Source organism: Pseudomonas sp. LFS044 (assembly GCF_047978245.1).
Taxonomy (GTDB): domain Bacteria; phylum Pseudomonadota; class Gammaproteobacteria; order Pseudomonadales; family Pseudomonadaceae; genus Aquipseudomonas.
The window spans coordinates 41,066-57,299 of the sequence record NZ_JBFPFX010000028.1 but is presented as its reverse complement, the minus strand read 5'-3'; the positions used below and the strand labels follow the sequence as shown (position 1 = coordinate 57,299).

14 protein-coding genes are annotated in these 16,234 nt (G+C 60.7%); 3 read left to right on the top strand and 11 right to left on the bottom strand.

The window, feature by feature from the left end; all coding sequences use genetic code 11:
• Window positions 1-6: 6 nt before the first annotated feature.
• From ACNQPL_RS21080 to ACNQPL_RS21060, 5 genes are all read right to left on the bottom strand, one after another.
• Window positions 7-963 carry a glycosyltransferase family 2 protein gene (locus tag ACNQPL_RS21080; protein ID WP_346613237.1) on the bottom strand — a complete coding sequence of 319 codons (957 nt, stop codon included), beginning with the start codon at window positions 961-963 and terminating at the stop codon, window positions 7-9.
• The gene (locus tag ACNQPL_RS21075) at window positions 956-1,573 is read right to left on the bottom strand and encodes an acyltransferase (protein WP_346613236.1); all 618 of its coding nucleotides are present in this window, start codon (window positions 1,571-1,573) and stop codon (window positions 956-958) included. The genes ACNQPL_RS21080 and ACNQPL_RS21075 overlap by 8 nt, the downstream gene beginning before the upstream one ends.
• A 115-nt stretch (window positions 1,574-1,688) precedes the next feature.
• Window positions 1,689-3,155 (bottom strand): FAD-dependent oxidoreductase, encoded by a 1,467-nt coding sequence (locus ACNQPL_RS21070; protein ID WP_416467812.1) that lies wholly within the window; start codon window positions 3,153-3,155, stop codon window positions 1,689-1,691.
• Window positions 3,152-3,280, bottom strand: a complete 129-nt coding sequence (locus ACNQPL_RS21065; RefSeq protein WP_346613234.1) for a hypothetical protein — start codon at window positions 3,278-3,280, stop codon at window positions 3,152-3,154. The genes ACNQPL_RS21070 and ACNQPL_RS21065 overlap by 4 nt, the downstream gene beginning before the upstream one ends.
• 134 nt (window positions 3,281-3,414) lie before the next feature.
• Window positions 3,415-4,791 (bottom strand): oligosaccharide flippase family protein, encoded by a 1,377-nt coding sequence (locus ACNQPL_RS21060; RefSeq protein WP_346613233.1) that lies wholly within the window; start codon window positions 4,789-4,791, stop codon window positions 3,415-3,417.
• 94 nt (window positions 4,792-4,885) lie between these two features.
• On the opposite strand from ACNQPL_RS21060, the gene ACNQPL_RS21055 reads away from it, so the two are divergent.
• From ACNQPL_RS21055 to galE, 3 genes are all read left to right on the top strand, one after another.
• Window positions 4,886-6,412, top strand: coding sequence for an O-antigen ligase family protein (locus ACNQPL_RS21055; protein WP_416467810.1), 1,527 nt, complete (start codon window positions 4,886-4,888; stop codon window positions 6,410-6,412).
• A gap of 4 nt (window positions 6,413-6,416) precedes the next feature.
• Window positions 6,417-9,017: a glycosyl hydrolase family 5 gene (locus tag ACNQPL_RS21050; protein WP_416467808.1), complete on the top strand. Its 2,601-nt coding sequence runs from the start codon at window positions 6,417-6,419 to the stop codon at window positions 9,015-9,017.
• A gap of 75 nt (window positions 9,018-9,092) precedes the next feature.
• Entirely contained in the window at window positions 9,093-10,055 is a 963-nt protein-coding gene (galE, locus tag ACNQPL_RS21045) for a UDP-glucose 4-epimerase GalE (protein ID WP_416467806.1), read from the top strand.
• 65 nt (window positions 10,056-10,120) lie between these two features.
• Here the strand turns inward: galE and ACNQPL_RS21040 are convergent, their stop codons facing one another.
• The 6 genes from ACNQPL_RS21040 to ACNQPL_RS21015 form a co-directional block, all read right to left on the bottom strand.
• Window positions 10,121-10,927, bottom strand: coding sequence for a CpsD/CapB family tyrosine-protein kinase (locus tag ACNQPL_RS21040; RefSeq protein WP_416467804.1), 807 nt, complete (start codon window positions 10,925-10,927; stop codon window positions 10,121-10,123).
• 12 nt (window positions 10,928-10,939) lie between these two features.
• Window positions 10,940-12,508, bottom strand: a complete 1,569-nt coding sequence (locus tag ACNQPL_RS21035) for a GumC family protein (protein WP_346613228.1) — start codon at window positions 12,506-12,508, stop codon at window positions 10,940-10,942.
• Between the two features lie 20 nt (window positions 12,509-12,528).
• On the bottom strand, window positions 12,529-13,644 hold the full coding sequence (locus tag ACNQPL_RS21030) for a hypothetical protein (RefSeq protein ID WP_346613227.1): 1,116 nt from the start codon (window positions 13,642-13,644) through the stop codon (window positions 12,529-12,531).
• Between the two features lie 25 nt (window positions 13,645-13,669).
• Entirely contained in the window at window positions 13,670-14,227 is a 558-nt protein-coding gene (locus tag ACNQPL_RS21025) for a polysaccharide biosynthesis/export family protein (protein ID WP_346613226.1), read from the bottom strand.
• Between the two features lie 305 nt (window positions 14,228-14,532).
• Complete coding sequence (gene eppA / locus ACNQPL_RS21020) at window positions 14,533-14,709, bottom strand: EPS-associated small membrane protein EppA (protein WP_167060926.1); 177 nt, start codon at window positions 14,707-14,709, stop codon at window positions 14,533-14,535.
• Between the two features lie 339 nt (window positions 14,710-15,048).
• Window positions 15,049-16,167: a glycosyltransferase family 61 protein gene (locus ACNQPL_RS21015; protein WP_416467800.1), complete on the bottom strand. Its 1,119-nt coding sequence runs from the start codon at window positions 16,165-16,167 to the stop codon at window positions 15,049-15,051.
• Between the last annotated feature and the right edge of the window lie 67 nt (window positions 16,168-16,234).

Here is a 16,234-nt window from a genome sequence, read left to right as displayed (position 1 = left end):
CTTCACCTAACGTGTGGGTTGGCTCGCGAACCGGGTCTTGAGCAGCAGCGACCAGGTCGCCTGGGTATGCCGCCAGCAGGCCTTGATTGCGCCCCAGCCGCGTCCCTTGAGCAGCGCCTTGAGTGCCAGCACCAGGTCACCCAGGCTCACCAGCAGCATGTGCAGGGCCAACCCGGCGACACCGTGATGCTTGCGAAAATACAGCAGCTCGCTTTCGATCTGGTAGCTGGAGATCTGCCGGCTCGCCGCCTCGAGCTCGGCGACCGACTTGGAGCTCTCACCGCCGATGTGCACGACCGTGGTGTGCGGGTAGAACACCACCTTCCAGCCAGCCTCCTTGACCCGCTTGCAATGGTCCACCTCCTCGTAATAAAGGAAGTAGCGTGGGTCGAACAACCCCACCTGGTCGAGCACCTCACGGCGTACCAGATAAAAGCAACCAGGCAGCCAGTCGCATTCGCGCACCGAGCCGTGGTCCCAGTTCATCTCGTCGACCATTTTCAAGCCGGGGAAAAAGCGCCCGAGACCGGTGCGTGCCACAAACACGTTCAACGGCGTAGGGAAGTACCGGCAACTGGGCTGCAGGTCGCCGTCGCGCCCCACCAGCCGCACGCCCAGCACACCGCACTCCGGGTGGGCATCCATGTAGTCGATGGTTTTCTGCAGGCTGTCGTCGGCAACGAACGCATCGGTATTGAGCAGCAGCGCGTATTTGCCTTGCAGGTGGGCCAGCAGCTGATTGTTGGCACGGCCAAACCCCACGTTCAGCTTGTTGCTGAGCAAAACCGCCTCGGGGCAGACCTGGGCCATGCGCTGCACCGAATCGTCGACGGAGGCGTTGTCCACTACCAGGTACTTGGCCAGCCGCTCACTGCCGGCCTGGCGCAAGGCATCGAACATCGGCTGCAGCAACGATGCGGTATTGAAGTTGACGACCATCACATCGACGGGTTTTCTATCCATTGCTACCGTCTCCGAAAAAATACTCGCTGCGTTGCCGCGCCAGCGCAGGCTCCACCGTGGGGTCGTAAGCGCCCTTGCGGTTCTTCACCATGTCGATCCAAGGATAGGCATTGCAGCGCGCCTCGACCCGCTTGATCAGCTCTTCGGTGGTGCAGATGAATTTGGCCGGGTTGCCGCCGACGACCGTGCCGGGCGGCACATCCTTGGTGACCACGGCACCGGCAGCGACAACCGAATCCGGCCCGATGGTGACCCTTGGCATGACGATGGCGCCGTGGCCGACAAAGCTGTTGTCCCTGATATCAATGTAGCCGACCGAATCCAGATGCTTGCCGTAACAGATCTCGATCAGCGCAACCACCCCATCGTGGCCGATCAATGTGCAGTCCGACAGGCCCACATTGCTGCCAATGCGCACCAGTGTCGGGTCGGTCACGTTACAGCCGCAGTTGATATACACGTTGCTGCCCACGGAGTGAAAACTCCCCCACCGCGCCAGGTAGGTACCCCACTCCAAGGGTGTCGGGTTGCAGAATTTCTTGTATGCCGAGCGTCCCCGCCCTGTCGAGTAAAAGTACTGCGTCATGGCATTCCGTATCCATCCTTTCATACTGCTAGCCTCGCAAGTCAAGCGCTCCTGGACTGTCCCTGAGGCGAACCGGTCTCGTTCTTCTTTGTGCTGACCGCAACGCTCTCAACCCTTTACCTTGTGCTTCAAGCCTTCATCAAACCCGCGCGCCCCTGGCCGCCTTCAACCGTGCATCAAGGTGGTCGGCCAGGCGGAGCGCGAACTGCAACAGCGGCATCGTCGGGTTCGAAGCGCCGCCCGTGGCGAAAATGCTGCTGCCGGCCACGTAGAGATTGTCTGTGCCGAACACCTTGCAGTCGGTATCGACCACGCCAAACTCAGGCGACGCTGCCATGCGCGTGGTGCCCATGTGGTGGGCATGCGGCTGCACCTTCAAGGCAAGGTCGGTGTCGTAGACGTAGTCGTTCAGCTTGACGAAGCCAAGCCCCATCTCGGCGAACTGCTTGGCCAGTTCACTGCCAATGCACTTGATGGTATGTCTGTCGGTGGCACTGAGCGCCCAATTGACGTTGACCTTGGAGACACCCAGTTCATCCTTTTCGTCGAGCAGCGAAATACGGCTGTGGGCATTGGGAAACTGTTCGATCATCGTGCTGATGACGCCATCGCCCGGGCAACTGAACTTGGCCACGAAGTCGATCTTGCTGGCCACGCCCATCTCACAGGCGAGGTTCTCCAGAAAGTGCTTCACCTCGGCGGTTCTGCCATACGTCTGCACATCGGTAAGCACGGTGGTCGAGACATTGCCTTTGCCGGCGCGGTACTCGGAGACAAACGTATCGGTGGTGTAGTACTGACGTGGCTCGGTACCTTGCCCGTCTTTGAGGATGAACGTGCCCATATCGACGTTCAGGTGTTCCATCAGGCAACAGCCGGTCAGGCCATCCTTCTTGATCACGCCTGCGCCAACCAGCGTCGTACTGTTGAGCAACTGCCTGGCATTCTCGATGGCGCCGGTGGCGAGAATGAAGGTGCTCGCCACGACCCGTTGACGATTGCGCGCGTAATCGCAGACCACTGCCGCTTTCAACTGCCCGGCAGCCTCGTCGAAATCCAGGTCGACGCAATTGCAGTTGATGAACACGTCCAGCCCTGCCGTTTCGTCGAGCGCCTTGGCATATTTTTGCGCAAACCGCGTTGGCGGGCTGAGCAGAAAGCGGTCGGCGTCGAATTCATCGCCGCCCAGGCCAGCGTTGACCGTTCGAAATTCGGCGCCCTGCGGCAGGTCCACGATATCCATGGCTGCGGGCAGGTAACGTTCTATCTCCCCATAGGGAATGGGCCAGCCAGGCAGATCGACTGGCGGTGCATTGGCGAAGTCGGACGCCGTGAAGGGGCGGCAACGGCCTGCCCAGTGATTGGAGGTGCCGCCCAGGTAACGCAGGCGCGTTTCCTCAGCGTACAGTTCAAGCCCGGTGGAGGTGCACCTGTAGAATGCCTGGGAACGCGGTGAATACTCATGGCCACCGCCCTCAAGCAGCACCACGCGCCACCCCGCCTCGGCCAGGCGCAAGGCCAGAGTGATGCCGGCCGGCCCGGCGCCGATGATGCAGACGTCGTAAGCCTTGCGCAGGGTTTTCTCAGCCTCATAGTCCTTGATCATGCTCGCCCGTCCTTGAAGTACTCGGAAGGCAACACCCAGCCGTTGATCACGACAAACTCGCCCTTTACCGCAGGTTTGCGCGGCACGCTGGCGCCCACGCCGAACACGGCAGCTCCGGCGCTCAACAAGACACAATTACGAAGAAAGCCCCTGCGCCCCAACTGCCGAGTAAGAAACTGCAGCTTCCCCATGATCACAAGACCTATGTCATTGATTTTATTGAGCTCGTTATTGTTAGGTACCACGTGCCAGCAGGGCTTCACAGCCAGTCGAAAAGGCGTGTGAGCAAAAAGCCACAAAGCGCGCCGACCACAATCATCGGCAGCACCACAAGTTCGCGCTTCACACTGAAAATGTCTAGCTTGCAGTTGACGTAGAAAATCAGGATCAGGGTTGGGAAGGTATGCAGTGCTGCGCCCCAGATCGCCCATTTCACACCGCCCAAGGCCAGCAGCAACGGTAGCAGGGTCCACAGCGACACGAGCCGGATGATGTTGTCCATTGCCTGGTACTTGGTGTGGCCCAGGGCGATCCACAGCTGATGGGCCAAGGTGTAGCGCAGGGTGAAAAACGACAGCGACAGGATGGCCAGCATGGGGCCGGCGTCGGCATAGCGCGCGTCGTACAGCCAGCCGATCAGCAACGGGCTGCCGGTCAGGAAGCCGCCACACAAGAACAGCATGACCAGGTCCACGATCAGCCTGAAGTGGAAGTACAGCTTCTTCAGGCGAGCCTTGTCCCCCGACCGGGCTGCCTCGCTGAACGCCGGCAGCGCCACCGTACCGAACAGCTTCATCAGGCCGGTCTGCAGTGACCCGAGTATCAGCACCGCAATCGAATAGACCCCCAGCTGCGCCACCGTCATGGTGCCGCCGAACCAGATGCGGTCACCATACATCGCCAGCACTCCGACCATCGATGACAGCAGTATCCAGCGGCCGAACACGATCAGTTCGTTCAACGCCTCGCGGTCCCACTGCAGACGGTTATGCGGCCCTTGCAGGGCCAGGTGGCCGAGCAGCGTACCGGCCAGGGCGGACGTCAGGCCGGCGATCACCAGCGACCAGATCGACCGGGTGAAATACCCGATGGCCAGCATCGTGATCAAACCGACGACCTGCGACGCGATGTCGACCAGTACCACGCGCTTCTGTTGGAAAGTTCGCACGGCCACGTCTATCTTGGTCGACTGGAACCCCCAGATGATCGCCGACAGGCCGGTGATTGCCAGCACCAGGGGCAACTCGGGCGCCGCATAGGTGGAGTGCGCCGGCCACAGGTCGGCCACTTGCGCGGCCCAGGCACCGAGGGCCAGCAGCAGCGTCAGCGCAAACAGCATGAAACCGCGCACGATCTGCACGGTCCAGGCGGTATTGAGGAATAGCGGGTCGTCGCCGCGGTGGCTCTGGATGATGTTCTGGCGCAGGCCGACATCCGACAGCAGGTGAAGCAGTACCGAAACGGTGGTAGCAATGACCATCACCCCGAACATTTCCGGCAGCAGCAGCCGGGCCATGATCAGGTTGCCGCCCAGGCGCAGTACCTGTGAGGCGACCAGCGACACCAGGTTCCATGCCCCGGCGCCCAAGGCGCGCTTGCGCAGACTGGATGAGGCTTGCACATCAATCGACGGCATGACTTCAATCTCTGACTGATTGGCTAGAAGTCACTATAGTTTCAATTAGCCATGATGCTAGTGCCCACCCACCCAGGGACAGGTGACCCTTCAGATGCCAGAACATATTCGTGCGTTGGTCGTCATTCTGTTCGTCGCGGGTGTGGTGTTTTTCCTCGCCCGCAACCCGGCAACCGACCTGATACCCGAGGGTGATTTCAAACGCCGCCGCAACCTGTGGTTCGCCCTCACGCTGGTGGCGTTCTTTGCCCACAGCTACTGGATCTACACGGCCGTGGCCGCGGTCATCCTGCTAACGACCAGGCGCCGCGAGCGCAACCCCATGGCGCTGTTCTTCATGCTGCTGTTCGTCATCCCGCCGGCGTCGATCGAGGTGCCGGGGTTTGGCGTGGTCAACTACCTCATCGAACTCAATCATCAGCGCATTCTGGCCCTGTGCGTACTGCTGCCTGCCGCACTGGTGCTGAGCAAGCAAGGCGATACCCTGCGCTTCGGCCGGCTGTGGGCCGACAAGCTGCTGGCCGCCAGCCTGCTGCTGATGGCCTTGCTGTACCTGCGCGAAACGACCGTCACCGACACCCTGCGCCAGGGGGTGTACCTGTATATCGACGTGTTCCTGCCCTATTACGTCGCCAGCCGCGGGGTGCGGGATATCAGCGAATTCAAGGACGTGATGCTGGCCTTCGTCATTGCCGCGTTCGTGCTGTCGCTGCTGGCGGTGGCCGAGTATGTGCGCCACTGGCTGCTGTACAACGCCCTGCTCGATGCCCTGGGCGTGCAGTGGAGCATGAAAGGCTACCTGAGCCGCGGCGGTGCGTTACGCGCCAGTGTCACCACCGGCCAGGCCATCGCCCTGGGTTACGTCATCACCGTGGCGATCGGCCTGTTCCTGTTCGTCCAGGGCTTCGTGCGCAACCGCATGCAGCGCTACCTGGGCGCCCTGCTGCTGGCCGCCGGGCTGTTCGCACCGCTGTCCCGCGGCCCCTGGGTGGGCGCGGTGGTGCTGATCGTCGTGTACATCGCCATGGGCCGCCGTGCGCTAAGCCGGCTGGCCTTGCTGGGCCTTGCCGGGCTGCTGAGCATCCCACTGCTGAGCATCATGCCTGGCGGCGAAAAAGTGCTCGACCTGCTGCCTTTCATCGGCAATGTGGACCACGAGAACATCACCTACCGCGAGCGCCTGCTCGACAACTCGTGGATCGTCATTCAGCGTTACCCGCTGTTCGGCTCGTTCGACTTCCGCAACACCCCGGAAATGCAGTCGATGATCCAGGGCGAAGGCATCATCGACATCGTCAACACCTACATCAACCTGGCCCTGCGCATCGGCCTGGTCGGCCTGGCACTGTTCGTGGGCTTTTTCGCCTGCGTCGTGTTGGGCATCAGAAAGACCCTGCGCACCTTTACCGACCGGGATGACCCGTACCGGGAACTGGGCCGGGTACTGCTGGCGACCTTGCTGGGCATTCTGGTGACCATCTTCACGGTCAGCAGCATCACGGTGATCCCGGTGATCTACTGGTCTGTCGGCGGCCTCGGCATTGCCTACATCCAGATGGTGCGCAGGCTCGGCCAGGCCGATGCCACCCAGCCCGCCAACGTCAGCCTGCAACCGAGGTAACGCGATGATCCGCACACTCCTTTGCCCTTTTACCCGGGCAACGGCGCTCGCTGGCCTGTTGCTGCTGCCGCTGGCCGGCTGGGCCTCGCAATGGGTGGTCAGCATCAACGAACAGAATGGCCTGCCAGGCCTGACACGCGGCGGCGGCGCAGCGATGGCATCGAGTTTCAACTTCTGGGGGGCGAACTGGAGCTGGACAGGGTTTTACCCGACGTTCAAGGTCGAAGGGCCTTACCACTACACCCTGGCGGGCAACAACAAGGACCTGGATTTCGACCTCAAGGCCGACATCCGCAAGGATGAAGCGCAAACCTTGACCTGGAACTTTGACCTGCAAGCGCACAGCAAGCAGGCCGATGTCATGGGTGGCGGCATCGTCTGGGACTTCGACCCTGCGCTGATCGCCGGCGAGATGGGCGACCCGGTGCTGCTGCCGGGCAATCGCGGCTGGTCGTGGGGCAAGAACGCACAAGGCCCGCGCGTGGAAATGCGCTTCGACCCGCCATTGGCCAAGGTCTATTTTGAACGGGGCGACACCCGCCAGATCCGTACCTTCTTCTATATCGACCCGATCCGCCCCGGTCGCCAGCAGATCAAGGCCGTGCTGAACGTGACCGGCGACGTCACCATCGGCCCGACCCCGAGCGAACGCTTCGGCCTGGCCGACCCCACGCAATGGCCTGATGACCAGCTCGACTGGCGCACGTCGCCGGTGGACCTGTCGTTCCTCAATGCCCCCGAAAAGCCTGCGGGCAAGCGCGGTTTCGTCAAGGCGGCCGGTGAACAGCTGGTATTTGCCGACAACACCCCGGCGCGCTTCTGGGGCACCAACCTGTCGGCCTACGCGCTGTTCAAGACCCCCGACGAAGAGATCAAGGCCCAGGCCAAGCGGTTGTCGGCACTGGGCTTCAACCTGGTCAGGCTGCACCACCATGACTCGCCCTGGGTCAGCCCGAATGTCTTCGGCGACCTGCAGCGCCTGAAGGACACCGGGCAACTCGATACCGATGCGCTGAAGAAGATCGACTGGTGGATCAAGTGCCTCAAGGACGAAGGCATTTATGTGTGGCTCGACATGAACGTGTCGCGGGTACTGACCGCTCACGACAACATCTATGCATTCGACGAATTGCCCAAGGAACACGAGGTTGCCGGCCTGAAGGGCTATGCCTACGTCAACGTCACCCTGCAACAGGCCATGAAGCGCTTTGCCCAGCAGTACATGACCCACGTGAACAGCTACACCGGGCTGGCCTACAAGGACGACCCGGCCATCGCCGCCATCCTGATCACCAACGAAAACGACATCACCCACCACTTCGGCAACGCCCTGCTGCCAGACAAGGGCGTGCCCAAACACAGCAAGTTGTACATGGACGAAGCCAAGGCCTTCGCCGCCCGCCAGAACCTGCCCGCAGACAAGACCTGGCGCGCCTGGGAACAGGGCCCGTCGAAACTGTTCCTCAATGACCTGGAGCACCGCGTTTTCGATGACATGATCAAGGACCTGCGCAGCCTCGGCGTCAAGGTACCCATCGCCACCACCAGCACCTGGGGCGGCAACGGGCTGTCGTCGCTGCCTTCGCTGACCACCGGTGATGTGATCGACGCCCACAGCTATGGCGGCATCGGCCAGCTGGAGAAGAACCCGCTGACCAGCGACGGCCTGATCAACTGGCTGGGTGCGGCCCAAGTGGTCGGGCTGCCGATGACCGTCACCGAGTGGAACGCCGAACCCTTCCCGCTGCCTGATCGCCACTCGCTGCCGTTGTACATCGCGGCCACCGCCAGCCATCAGGGCTGGGACGCGATCATGCAGTATGCCTACAGCCAGCAGGGTTTTCTGGCCCAGTGGCGCAGGGCCGACAACTGGAACGCCTACAACGACCCCGCGCTGATGGCCACGATGCCCGCCGCCGCCCTGCTCTACCGCCGCGAAGACGTGCAGCTGGCCAAAACCCGTTATGTGTTTGCGCCTACCCCCGACACCCTCTACAACACACTCATAACCCCCAACACCTCGGTGCTGCTGCGTACCGCCATGGAAAAAGGCCGGCTGCAGATCGCCATGCCGCAGACCGCACAGTTGCCCTGGTTGCAGGCCAATGCCATCCCGGCCGATGCCCAGGTGCTGCACGACCCAGACCAGTCTCTGCTGGATGCCAACGCCAGCGAAGCGGTCACCGATACCGGTGAGCTGCGGCGTAACTGGCAACAGGGCGTCTACACCATCGACACCCCCCTCACCCAGGCCGCCACAGGCTGGCTGGGCGGCCAGTCGATGAGCCTTGGCGACGTCACGCTGCAGCTGAAAACCGCTTATGCCAGCGTTGCCGTGCAAAGCCTGGATGCCAAGCCGCTCGGTCAGTCGCGGAACCTGCTGATTTCGCTCGGCAGCCGTGCTGTCCCCCGGCCCGACGACATGACGCCGTTCCACGTCGAACCGCTTGAAGGTGGTTTGAGCATCAAGGCACCCGCGGGCCTGAAACTGTACAGCCACACTGCCGACGGCCAGGAAAAGACACTGGCTGCGAGCTACAAGGACGGGCGCTACATGATCACCTTCGACGCTCAGAACATGTCCAACTGGCTTTTCTTGAAATAGGGCATTTCGCCATCTAGAGTCAATTCAGACCTGAATTCCAGGCATTCGACGCTGCGTCTGTTCCAGGAGGATTGGATGAAGTACTTGGTGGTCGGGGGTTCAGGTTATATCGGTTCGCACATGGTCAAGCACCTGCTGCGCGCCGGGCATGAAGTCGTGGTGGCGGACACCGCGGCCGCCGACCCGGGCATCGAATGGGTCGAGCTGGACATCGCCAACGCGCATGCGCTGGACACCTTGTTTGGCGATTGCCACTTCGATGCCGTCTTTCATTTCGCTTCTTTCATTCAGGTAGGGGAATCGGTCAGCGACCCTGGCAAGTATTACCAGAACAACGTCGCGGCCACCCTTACCCTGCTCAACGCCATGGTGCGGGCAGGTATCAGACACCTGATCTTCTCCTCCACCGCCGCCGTCTATGGCGACCCGCAGTACGTGCCCATCGATGAGCAGCACCCCAAGGCGCCCATCAACCCCTACGGCCGCAGCAAGTGGATGGTGGAACAGATCCTCCAGGACTTCGACCGGGCGTATGGGCTGAAGTCGGTGTGCCTGCGCTACTTCAACGCAGCGGGCGCCGACCCGGATGGGCTGCTAGGTGAATGCCACGAGCCGGAGACGCACCTGATCCCGTTGATCCTGCAGGCCGCCGCGGGGCGGCGCGAGGCGATTACCGTGTTCGGCCACGATTACGACACGCCGGACGGCAGCTGTATCCGCGATTACGTGCATGTAGCCGACCTGGCGTCGGCCCATGAACTGGCAGTGGAGTATCTATCGAAAGGTGGCACTACCACGGCGTTCAACCTGGGCAATGGCTTGGGGTTTTCGGTGCAGCAAGTGATCGATACAGCCCGCGATGTAACGGGGCGGCAGATCAATGTGGTCGAGGCCGCACGTCGCGATGGCGACCCGGCCAGGCTGGTGGCGGATGCTACCAGGGCCAGGCTGGTGCTGGGCTGGCAGCCTCGGTTTGATTCACTGGAGCAGATTGTGCGCCATGCTTGGGAGTGGGAGCTGCAGTACCCGTGGCGATGAACCGAGATACAGAACAGAAAAGAGCAGGCTTGCCCAGCCTGCTCCCGTTTGCAGCGAACCTGTATCTAGTAGTAAGCCCGCGGCTTCTCATCCGCCTTGTTCAACACCGCCCCGATGAGGTTCGCCGTCGCCAGGTGGTGCAGGCAATCCTCGATGTCCTTCTTGCTGTTCATCCCGTTGGCCACCACCAGCAGCACGCAGTCGAACTTCGGCAACACGGTGATCGCATCGTCGGAGCTCAACAGCGGCGGCAGGTCGAAAATGCAGATGCGCGAGTCGTAGCGATCGCGCAGGTCGTTGATCAGGCTGTTCACCTTGGGCGACGAGAGCATCTCGGTGGACATCGGGATCGGCTCGCGCGTTGGCAACACGACAAAACGCGGCAAGGTCGGGTTGACCATCACCTCCTCAAGCCATGCCTCGCCCTTGAGCAGTTCGTTGAGCGCTTTGTCCATCGGCAAGCCGAGGCTGCTGCCAACCCGTGGGCGGCGCAGGTCGAAGTCCACCAGCAAGGCGGTCTTGGTGGTGTGGTGGGCGATGCTCATGGCCAGGTTGACCGCCAGCACCGTCTTGCCCGCCTCAGGCGTTGGCGAGGTGATCGCCAAGGTACGCCAGCCGTTCTCTTCCATGGCCTGCAGCACCTGCGTGCGCAGCAGGTCGATGGCGCCGCTCATGTTCGAGTTCTTGTTGTACGAGACGATGCGGTTGCGCTCCAGGTGCTCCGCATTCAGCGGCACCACCTTGGTCTGCACATAATCGAACTGCCCCAGGGCCTCGGGCTTGTCCGCCAACAGCGGCGCCTTGGGCGTTTCTGCAGGGCTGGGAGAAACCTGATGAATGTTCTTTCCGATAGCCGGCGTAATTCTGTCCATCGCTGCGCTTCCCTATTCAAACCGAGCCATAGCTTTAAACAGCAGGAGGTCCAAGGGCATATAGAACACATGGACGACCACCATCAGCATAGCAACCAGTACCAACCCCGCGATCAGCAACCAGAACCGCCACTTGCGGCGCCTGGCTGCATCTGCCTGCGTGGGAATGTATGGGACAGCCACCAGCACACGCTTGCCCAGCACGCTTTCCAGCGCACCCACACCGCGTACCCGCTGGTTGAGCATTTCCAGCAACATCACCAAGCCACCGCCAATGGCCGGTGCCAGCACCAGGCCCAGGGCGACGATTTTCTTGCGGTTGGGCTTGACCGGTTTTTCCGGCATCAAAGGGGGTTCCAGCAGCACGAAGCGCTCGGCCTTGTTTTCCTGCTCGAGGCTTTCGGTGATCTTCGCGCCCATTTCCTTGTTGCGGATTTCTTCGTACTTCTTGCGTGCGTTGTCGTGGTCACGCATCAAGGTCACCAGCCCACGCTCGACTTGCGGGGCTTCAAGGATATCGGCCTCGTAGCCTTCCATCTTGGCGGTAAGCTGGCGTTTCTGTTCGGCCAGCGAGCTGATGCGCGACTGCGCCGCAGCCATCTTGGTACGCACCCTCGCGGCATCGAGGTTCATGGCCGCTGCCGCAGCGATGCCCTTCCCGCCCGACGCCTGCAGCAGGTCGATCTTGCGTTTGACCGCGACGACATCAGGGTGCGCCGAGGTGTATTTGGTCAGCAGCCGGGCGTACTCGGCCTTGAGGCTGGCCAGGTCTTGCGGCTGGTCCGCTGGTGCAGGCCTGCCGCCGGCACCCTGGCTGGGCACGCCCGCATTGGCGGCCGACAGTTCCAATTCGAGGTAACGCAGTTCTTCCTGGGCCGATTTATAGTCGCGGTCAACCTCACGGAACTCCAGCTCCGAGCGTGACAGCATGCTCATGCGCAACTGCTGGTTCTCGGGCAAGGCATTGGCGTGGGCCTGCTTGAAGTCCGCCAGCTTGTTTTCGAGGTCGGCAAGCTCCGCGCCGAGCTTGTTCGCCTCCTGGGTGAGGAACTCGGTGGTTTCGGTGGCCCTTTCGGTGCGCTGTTTCATGTTTTCGTTGAGGAACAGCGTTACCAGTTCGTCGGCCACTTCCTTGGCGACGTCGGCACGCTTGTCTTCATACGAAACCGTGAACGCGACCGTGGCTTCGCCTCGGCCTTTGACATAGGTGCTCAGCGTGGCCACAACGATCGCGTTGCGCATCTGGTCGATCTTGTCGGTTTCGCTGAACTGCCGGCCCTTGTCGGCAAACAGGTTGTACTTGTCGATGATCTTCAGCAGATTCTCGCGGGTCATCACGCGCTGGCGGATGACCTCGATGCGCTCATCGGCAAAGCTGTTGTTGTTCGCCGACACCAAATCCGGGGAAATCTGCTGCGACTCCACCAGGATGGTGCCGGTCGATTGATAAAGCGGCGGCACCGTGACGGCGACCCCCACGGTTGCGGCAACCACGACGACGATGCTCACCCCCAGCAACAAGGCGCGGTCCTTGATGATGGCGATGTAATCTTTGAGGGAAAGCTCGTACTCGGATTTCATGGTGGCCACCCGTGCGAGAGTCAGATGTCGGGATATCTATACGTCAGCGTCAGCCCAGCAATGGTCGCGTCAGCATCGGGCAAGCCGTCTTGCTTACGCTGCTTGTACATCAGAGAGAAACGCAGGTCCCAGGCCGGCGAAAACGCTCGGCTGGCCCAGACGCCGTAAGTCTGCAAGGTATTCGGTGATACGCCCTTGCTGTCCTGCCAGGATGCATCGACGCCCACGCGGTCCACCTCGGTGACCAGGTAGCTCCAGCTGCCGCGGACCATGTCGAGTTCGGCAAAACCGCCCTCGGCGTTGGCGACGGTGCTGCGCTCGGCGCTCAGGCTGGCATCGGCGCGCACGCCGCGATAGAACAGCGACATGCCGCCTTCACCACGGCGCCCGCCCCCCGGGCCAGTGGTCTTGTTGACGCCAACGTGCATCTCGCCTTCGAAGCGCTCGGAGAACCGGTGACGTACGCCGATGTTGGGGCTGTAGCTGTTGGAGGACACTGCAGTGGTGTCATCCTGCGGTTCATAACGCCTGGCGTTGAAACCGGTGATGATGTCGGTGCGCTCGTTCCAGGCGTAGGTCCAGGTCGATTTGTTGAACAACTCGTCGTAGCCGGTCAGCGTACTGATGTCGTAACGTGCATGGGAGTACGTGAGCACGTTCGCCAGGGTACTGCGCTCGGTCACCGCACTTGTCCAGTTACCCTCCAGCGTGGTCATCTTCTGGGTGCCGTCGGTGGTGACCACACCGGTATCCTGCACGGCCCCGGACAGCGTGGAGCTTTCTTCATAGCGTGCCAGCAGGCCAAAGCCGCCGGTCTCGGTTTCGCGCTGCCAGCCCAGGCTCAGTTTGGGGTCTTCGCGGTCATCCACGACCGAACGGTCGGATGAACGCAGCACGTTCACGCCCAACCCGAAGCGCAGCTGGTCACGATCGAACTGGCCTGTGAGGGTGTAGTCGGGTGCAATGATGGTACGCGTCACACCTTTCTCCTCGGACGTCAGGAGCAATGGGTTGCTGTCGTACTCGACAGACGTGGGTACCACGACTGAAGACTGCCAGATGGCGGCGTGAGCCACCCCTGCGAACGGCATCATCATGATCGCCGTCGCAATACGTGTTGGTCGAAAAATAGGCACTGGAGATTCTTATTTATATGAAGGGTCAAGGTACGACCAGCGTATCGCCAGCCTGAAGTTGGAAGTTGGTGGACATGTCCCGCCCGGAGACCAGATCCTTGTAACGCACTGGCATTACCCTTTGCGAAGGGCCGTTGCCACGGATGACCTTGATGGCACTTTCGTCGGCGAATTTGTCCATTCCACCCGACATGCTCAGCGCCTGCAGCACCGCAGTAGGGCCTGTCATCGGTACTGGGCCTGGCTTGACCACTTTGCCCTGGACATACACCTGATTGCCAGCAGTGCCGGTGACGACAACGCTGACGTTAGGGTCGGCAAGATAGGGTTTGAGGCCGGCCGTGACCTTGCTGGCTACCGCCGTGACATCGAGGCCGGCCACATCGATTCGGCCAGCCAGGGGGAATGTGATGCTGCCGTCGGGAAGGACAACGGTTTCCTGGCGGAGGGTGTCTTCCTGCCATACCGAAATCAACACCCTGTCGCCAGGGCTGAGCAGGTACGCCGAGTTGCCTTGATCGGCGACACTGGCGCCGGACCACGCTACGAGTACGCAGAAGATGGAAATCAGCAAACGCGCCATGAGGGATCCCTCCGGCCTTGCGGCCCAGGTTCAAGAGCACTGAATGAGAACAACACTAAACCTCTCGCTCCGCTTCGCAGGGGTGACCCACTGCGATGGCCTCGAGCATCCTGGAGGCCTTGTACCGCGATGCTGCTTTTGTGCCACTGCCAATCAGCCCCTGGGGCGTCAGCTACTGGAATATAGCAATAGCTGGAAAATTGACAAGCGGCGAATCCCCCCTCAACGCAAATATCCCTTATTTAGCGTCAATTCACCGGCAGCGCGGTAATACAGGTACAACTTTGCAACGGCACTGCCTGAAACTAGATTTTCTTTCTGTTTGCCACCGCGACAAAACCAATAACCGCAAATGCAAACAACCAACCGGCTGTCGCCAGCGGTACAATATTGGTCTGGCTCATATAAGAGTCCGCTGCGCGCGCCGCACCACTCAATAATACCAACAGGAAAATCGATTTGATGAAGAGTGTCGAACGCATGGTCCCCTCCTACGAAGAGGAAAGTGTGGCAAGGGTTTTTGGCAGGGGTTTTAATCGCTGTTGATTGGAGCTTATGGGCACGATGCCATTACGTCAACGATCCGACACCATAATAAATCTCAATCGATATGCCTTGGCTTCGTCAATATCTCGACATGCAGAATTTGCAGCCTCGACCCAGCCTTGATATACCCATCCAAGTTGCTGATAATCCTGATAAACCAGTCGCAGTGAATGCAGGCTCAACTGGGGCAGTTTTGCCGCCTCGCCGAAGCCCGGCCAACGTTAATGTGTTTCATCAACGAGAATGCGTGAGAATCATTGCGCTTACCGTCACGCTTATGACGGTAGCAAGTCCAGGGTACGCTCGACTTCTTCGACATCGATCGTAAAGCCTTCACCCTCCGGCATTCCCACGACAAAGCCGAAATGCTGATGGTCTCGGTCCGTCAGGTATTTGTAGTAACTGACGAAGCGGTTCGGTGGCTGCAGTGCCACTACAGCGCCCCCCGAGCGCAGCACGTTAACACCGTGGACCAGCTGGCTGCCTTCCACGCCAATTACCGTCCTTGCGCCGGCGCAGGCTGCAACGATGGTCGGCACATCACACTTCAGCGGGTTGATGACACGGAACCCGCGGTGGCTGCGCAGGTGTTCGGCAACTTCAAGTTCGTTGCGCATCAGACGCAAGTCACCCTCACTGCCGCGCAGGATGAACACGCCGGGGTGTGCGCTGTGATCGACATGCGACAGCAACTTGTCACCCATGGCGCGGTAACGCTGGTGACGGCTACGGTTGTTGCTCACGTCATCAAATAGCACCAGTTCCTTGAAATAAGCACTGCGCACCCGCAGCGGCTGCATACCTAACCAATCTTCATAAGCCGGGCCTTGGGTAAATAGCGGGTACCGCGCCGACGGCGCGGTGGTGATCGGGATGCCCTCGTTGATGGCCAGGGCATAGGTCGGGCAGTCTTCCATCAACCAGGTGCCAAACCATGTATTGCCGTTTTGGGTGCAGAAAGCAGCCCCCCGTTCGATCTCATACTCGACCTTTACCCGGGGAAAGTTGCTCGGCTTCAGCGACAGCCAGTGGCTGGCATTGCCTTTGTAGAGGGCCCCATCAATCATCCATACATCTTTGATCAGGTAGCCACGGGTCGGCCCCTGTTGCGCACTGATGCCACCCTCCATGGTGCGGGCGGGGTGTATGTAAGGGTAAAAGCGCTTGGCCTCCCAGCCCGTGACACGTTCCAACTGACCGGGCAGGTAAATGGCTGGAGGCGAAAGGGTGGCTTCACCCGGTGCAATATCCCAGGTTTTAACCGCAAGGCTTTTTATATCGATATCAGCTTTGCGCATCAGCCGCTTTCTTGCCATGTTCCTGTACGCCGCCAGTGTCCAGATGTTTTCGCGGGCGTTCAGCGCCTGGCTAAACTTCGAGATATCGCTTCCCATCAAACGCCCCCTATCAATGACAACGTCAATAACGTGGCAAACGACAACCTGTTCGATGCCGAACCTG

Excerpts from the sequence above, each read along its gene's own strand:
- ACNQPL_RS21080 (WP_346613237.1), bottom strand. The coding sequence starts at position 963 with ATGGATAGAAAACCCGTCGATGTGATGGTCGTCAACTTCAATACCGCA.
- ACNQPL_RS21075 (WP_346613236.1), bottom strand. The coding sequence starts at position 1,573 with ATGAAAGGATGGATACGGAATGCCATGACGCAGTACTTTTACTCGACA.
- ACNQPL_RS21070 (WP_416467812.1), bottom strand. The coding sequence starts at position 3,155 with ATGATCAAGGACTATGAGGCTGAGAAAACCCTGCGCAAGGCTTACGAC.
- ACNQPL_RS21060 (WP_346613233.1), bottom strand. The coding sequence starts at position 4,791 with ATGCCGTCGATTGATGTGCAAGCCTCATCCAGTCTGCGCAAGCGCGCC.
- ACNQPL_RS21055 (WP_416467810.1), top strand. The coding sequence starts at position 4,886 with ATGCCAGAACATATTCGTGCGTTGGTCGTCATTCTGTTCGTCGCGGGT.
- ACNQPL_RS21050 (WP_416467808.1), top strand. The coding sequence starts at position 6,417 with ATGATCCGCACACTCCTTTGCCCTTTTACCCGGGCAACGGCGCTCGCT.
- galE (WP_416467806.1), top strand. The coding sequence starts at position 9,093 with ATGAAGTACTTGGTGGTCGGGGGTTCAGGTTATATCGGTTCGCACATG.
- ACNQPL_RS21040 (WP_416467804.1), bottom strand. The coding sequence starts at position 10,927 with ATGGACAGAATTACGCCGGCTATCGGAAAGAACATTCATCAGGTTTCT.
- ACNQPL_RS21035 (WP_346613228.1), bottom strand. The coding sequence starts at position 12,508 with ATGAAATCCGAGTACGAGCTTTCCCTCAAAGATTACATCGCCATCATC.
- ACNQPL_RS21025 (WP_346613226.1), bottom strand. The coding sequence starts at position 14,227 with ATGGCGCGTTTGCTGATTTCCATCTTCTGCGTACTCGTAGCGTGGTCC.
- eppA (WP_167060926.1), bottom strand. The coding sequence starts at position 14,709 with ATGCGTTCGACACTCTTCATCAAATCGATTTTCCTGTTGGTATTATTG.
- ACNQPL_RS21015 (WP_416467800.1), bottom strand. The coding sequence starts at position 16,167 with ATGGGAAGCGATATCTCGAAGTTTAGCCAGGCGCTGAACGCCCGCGAA.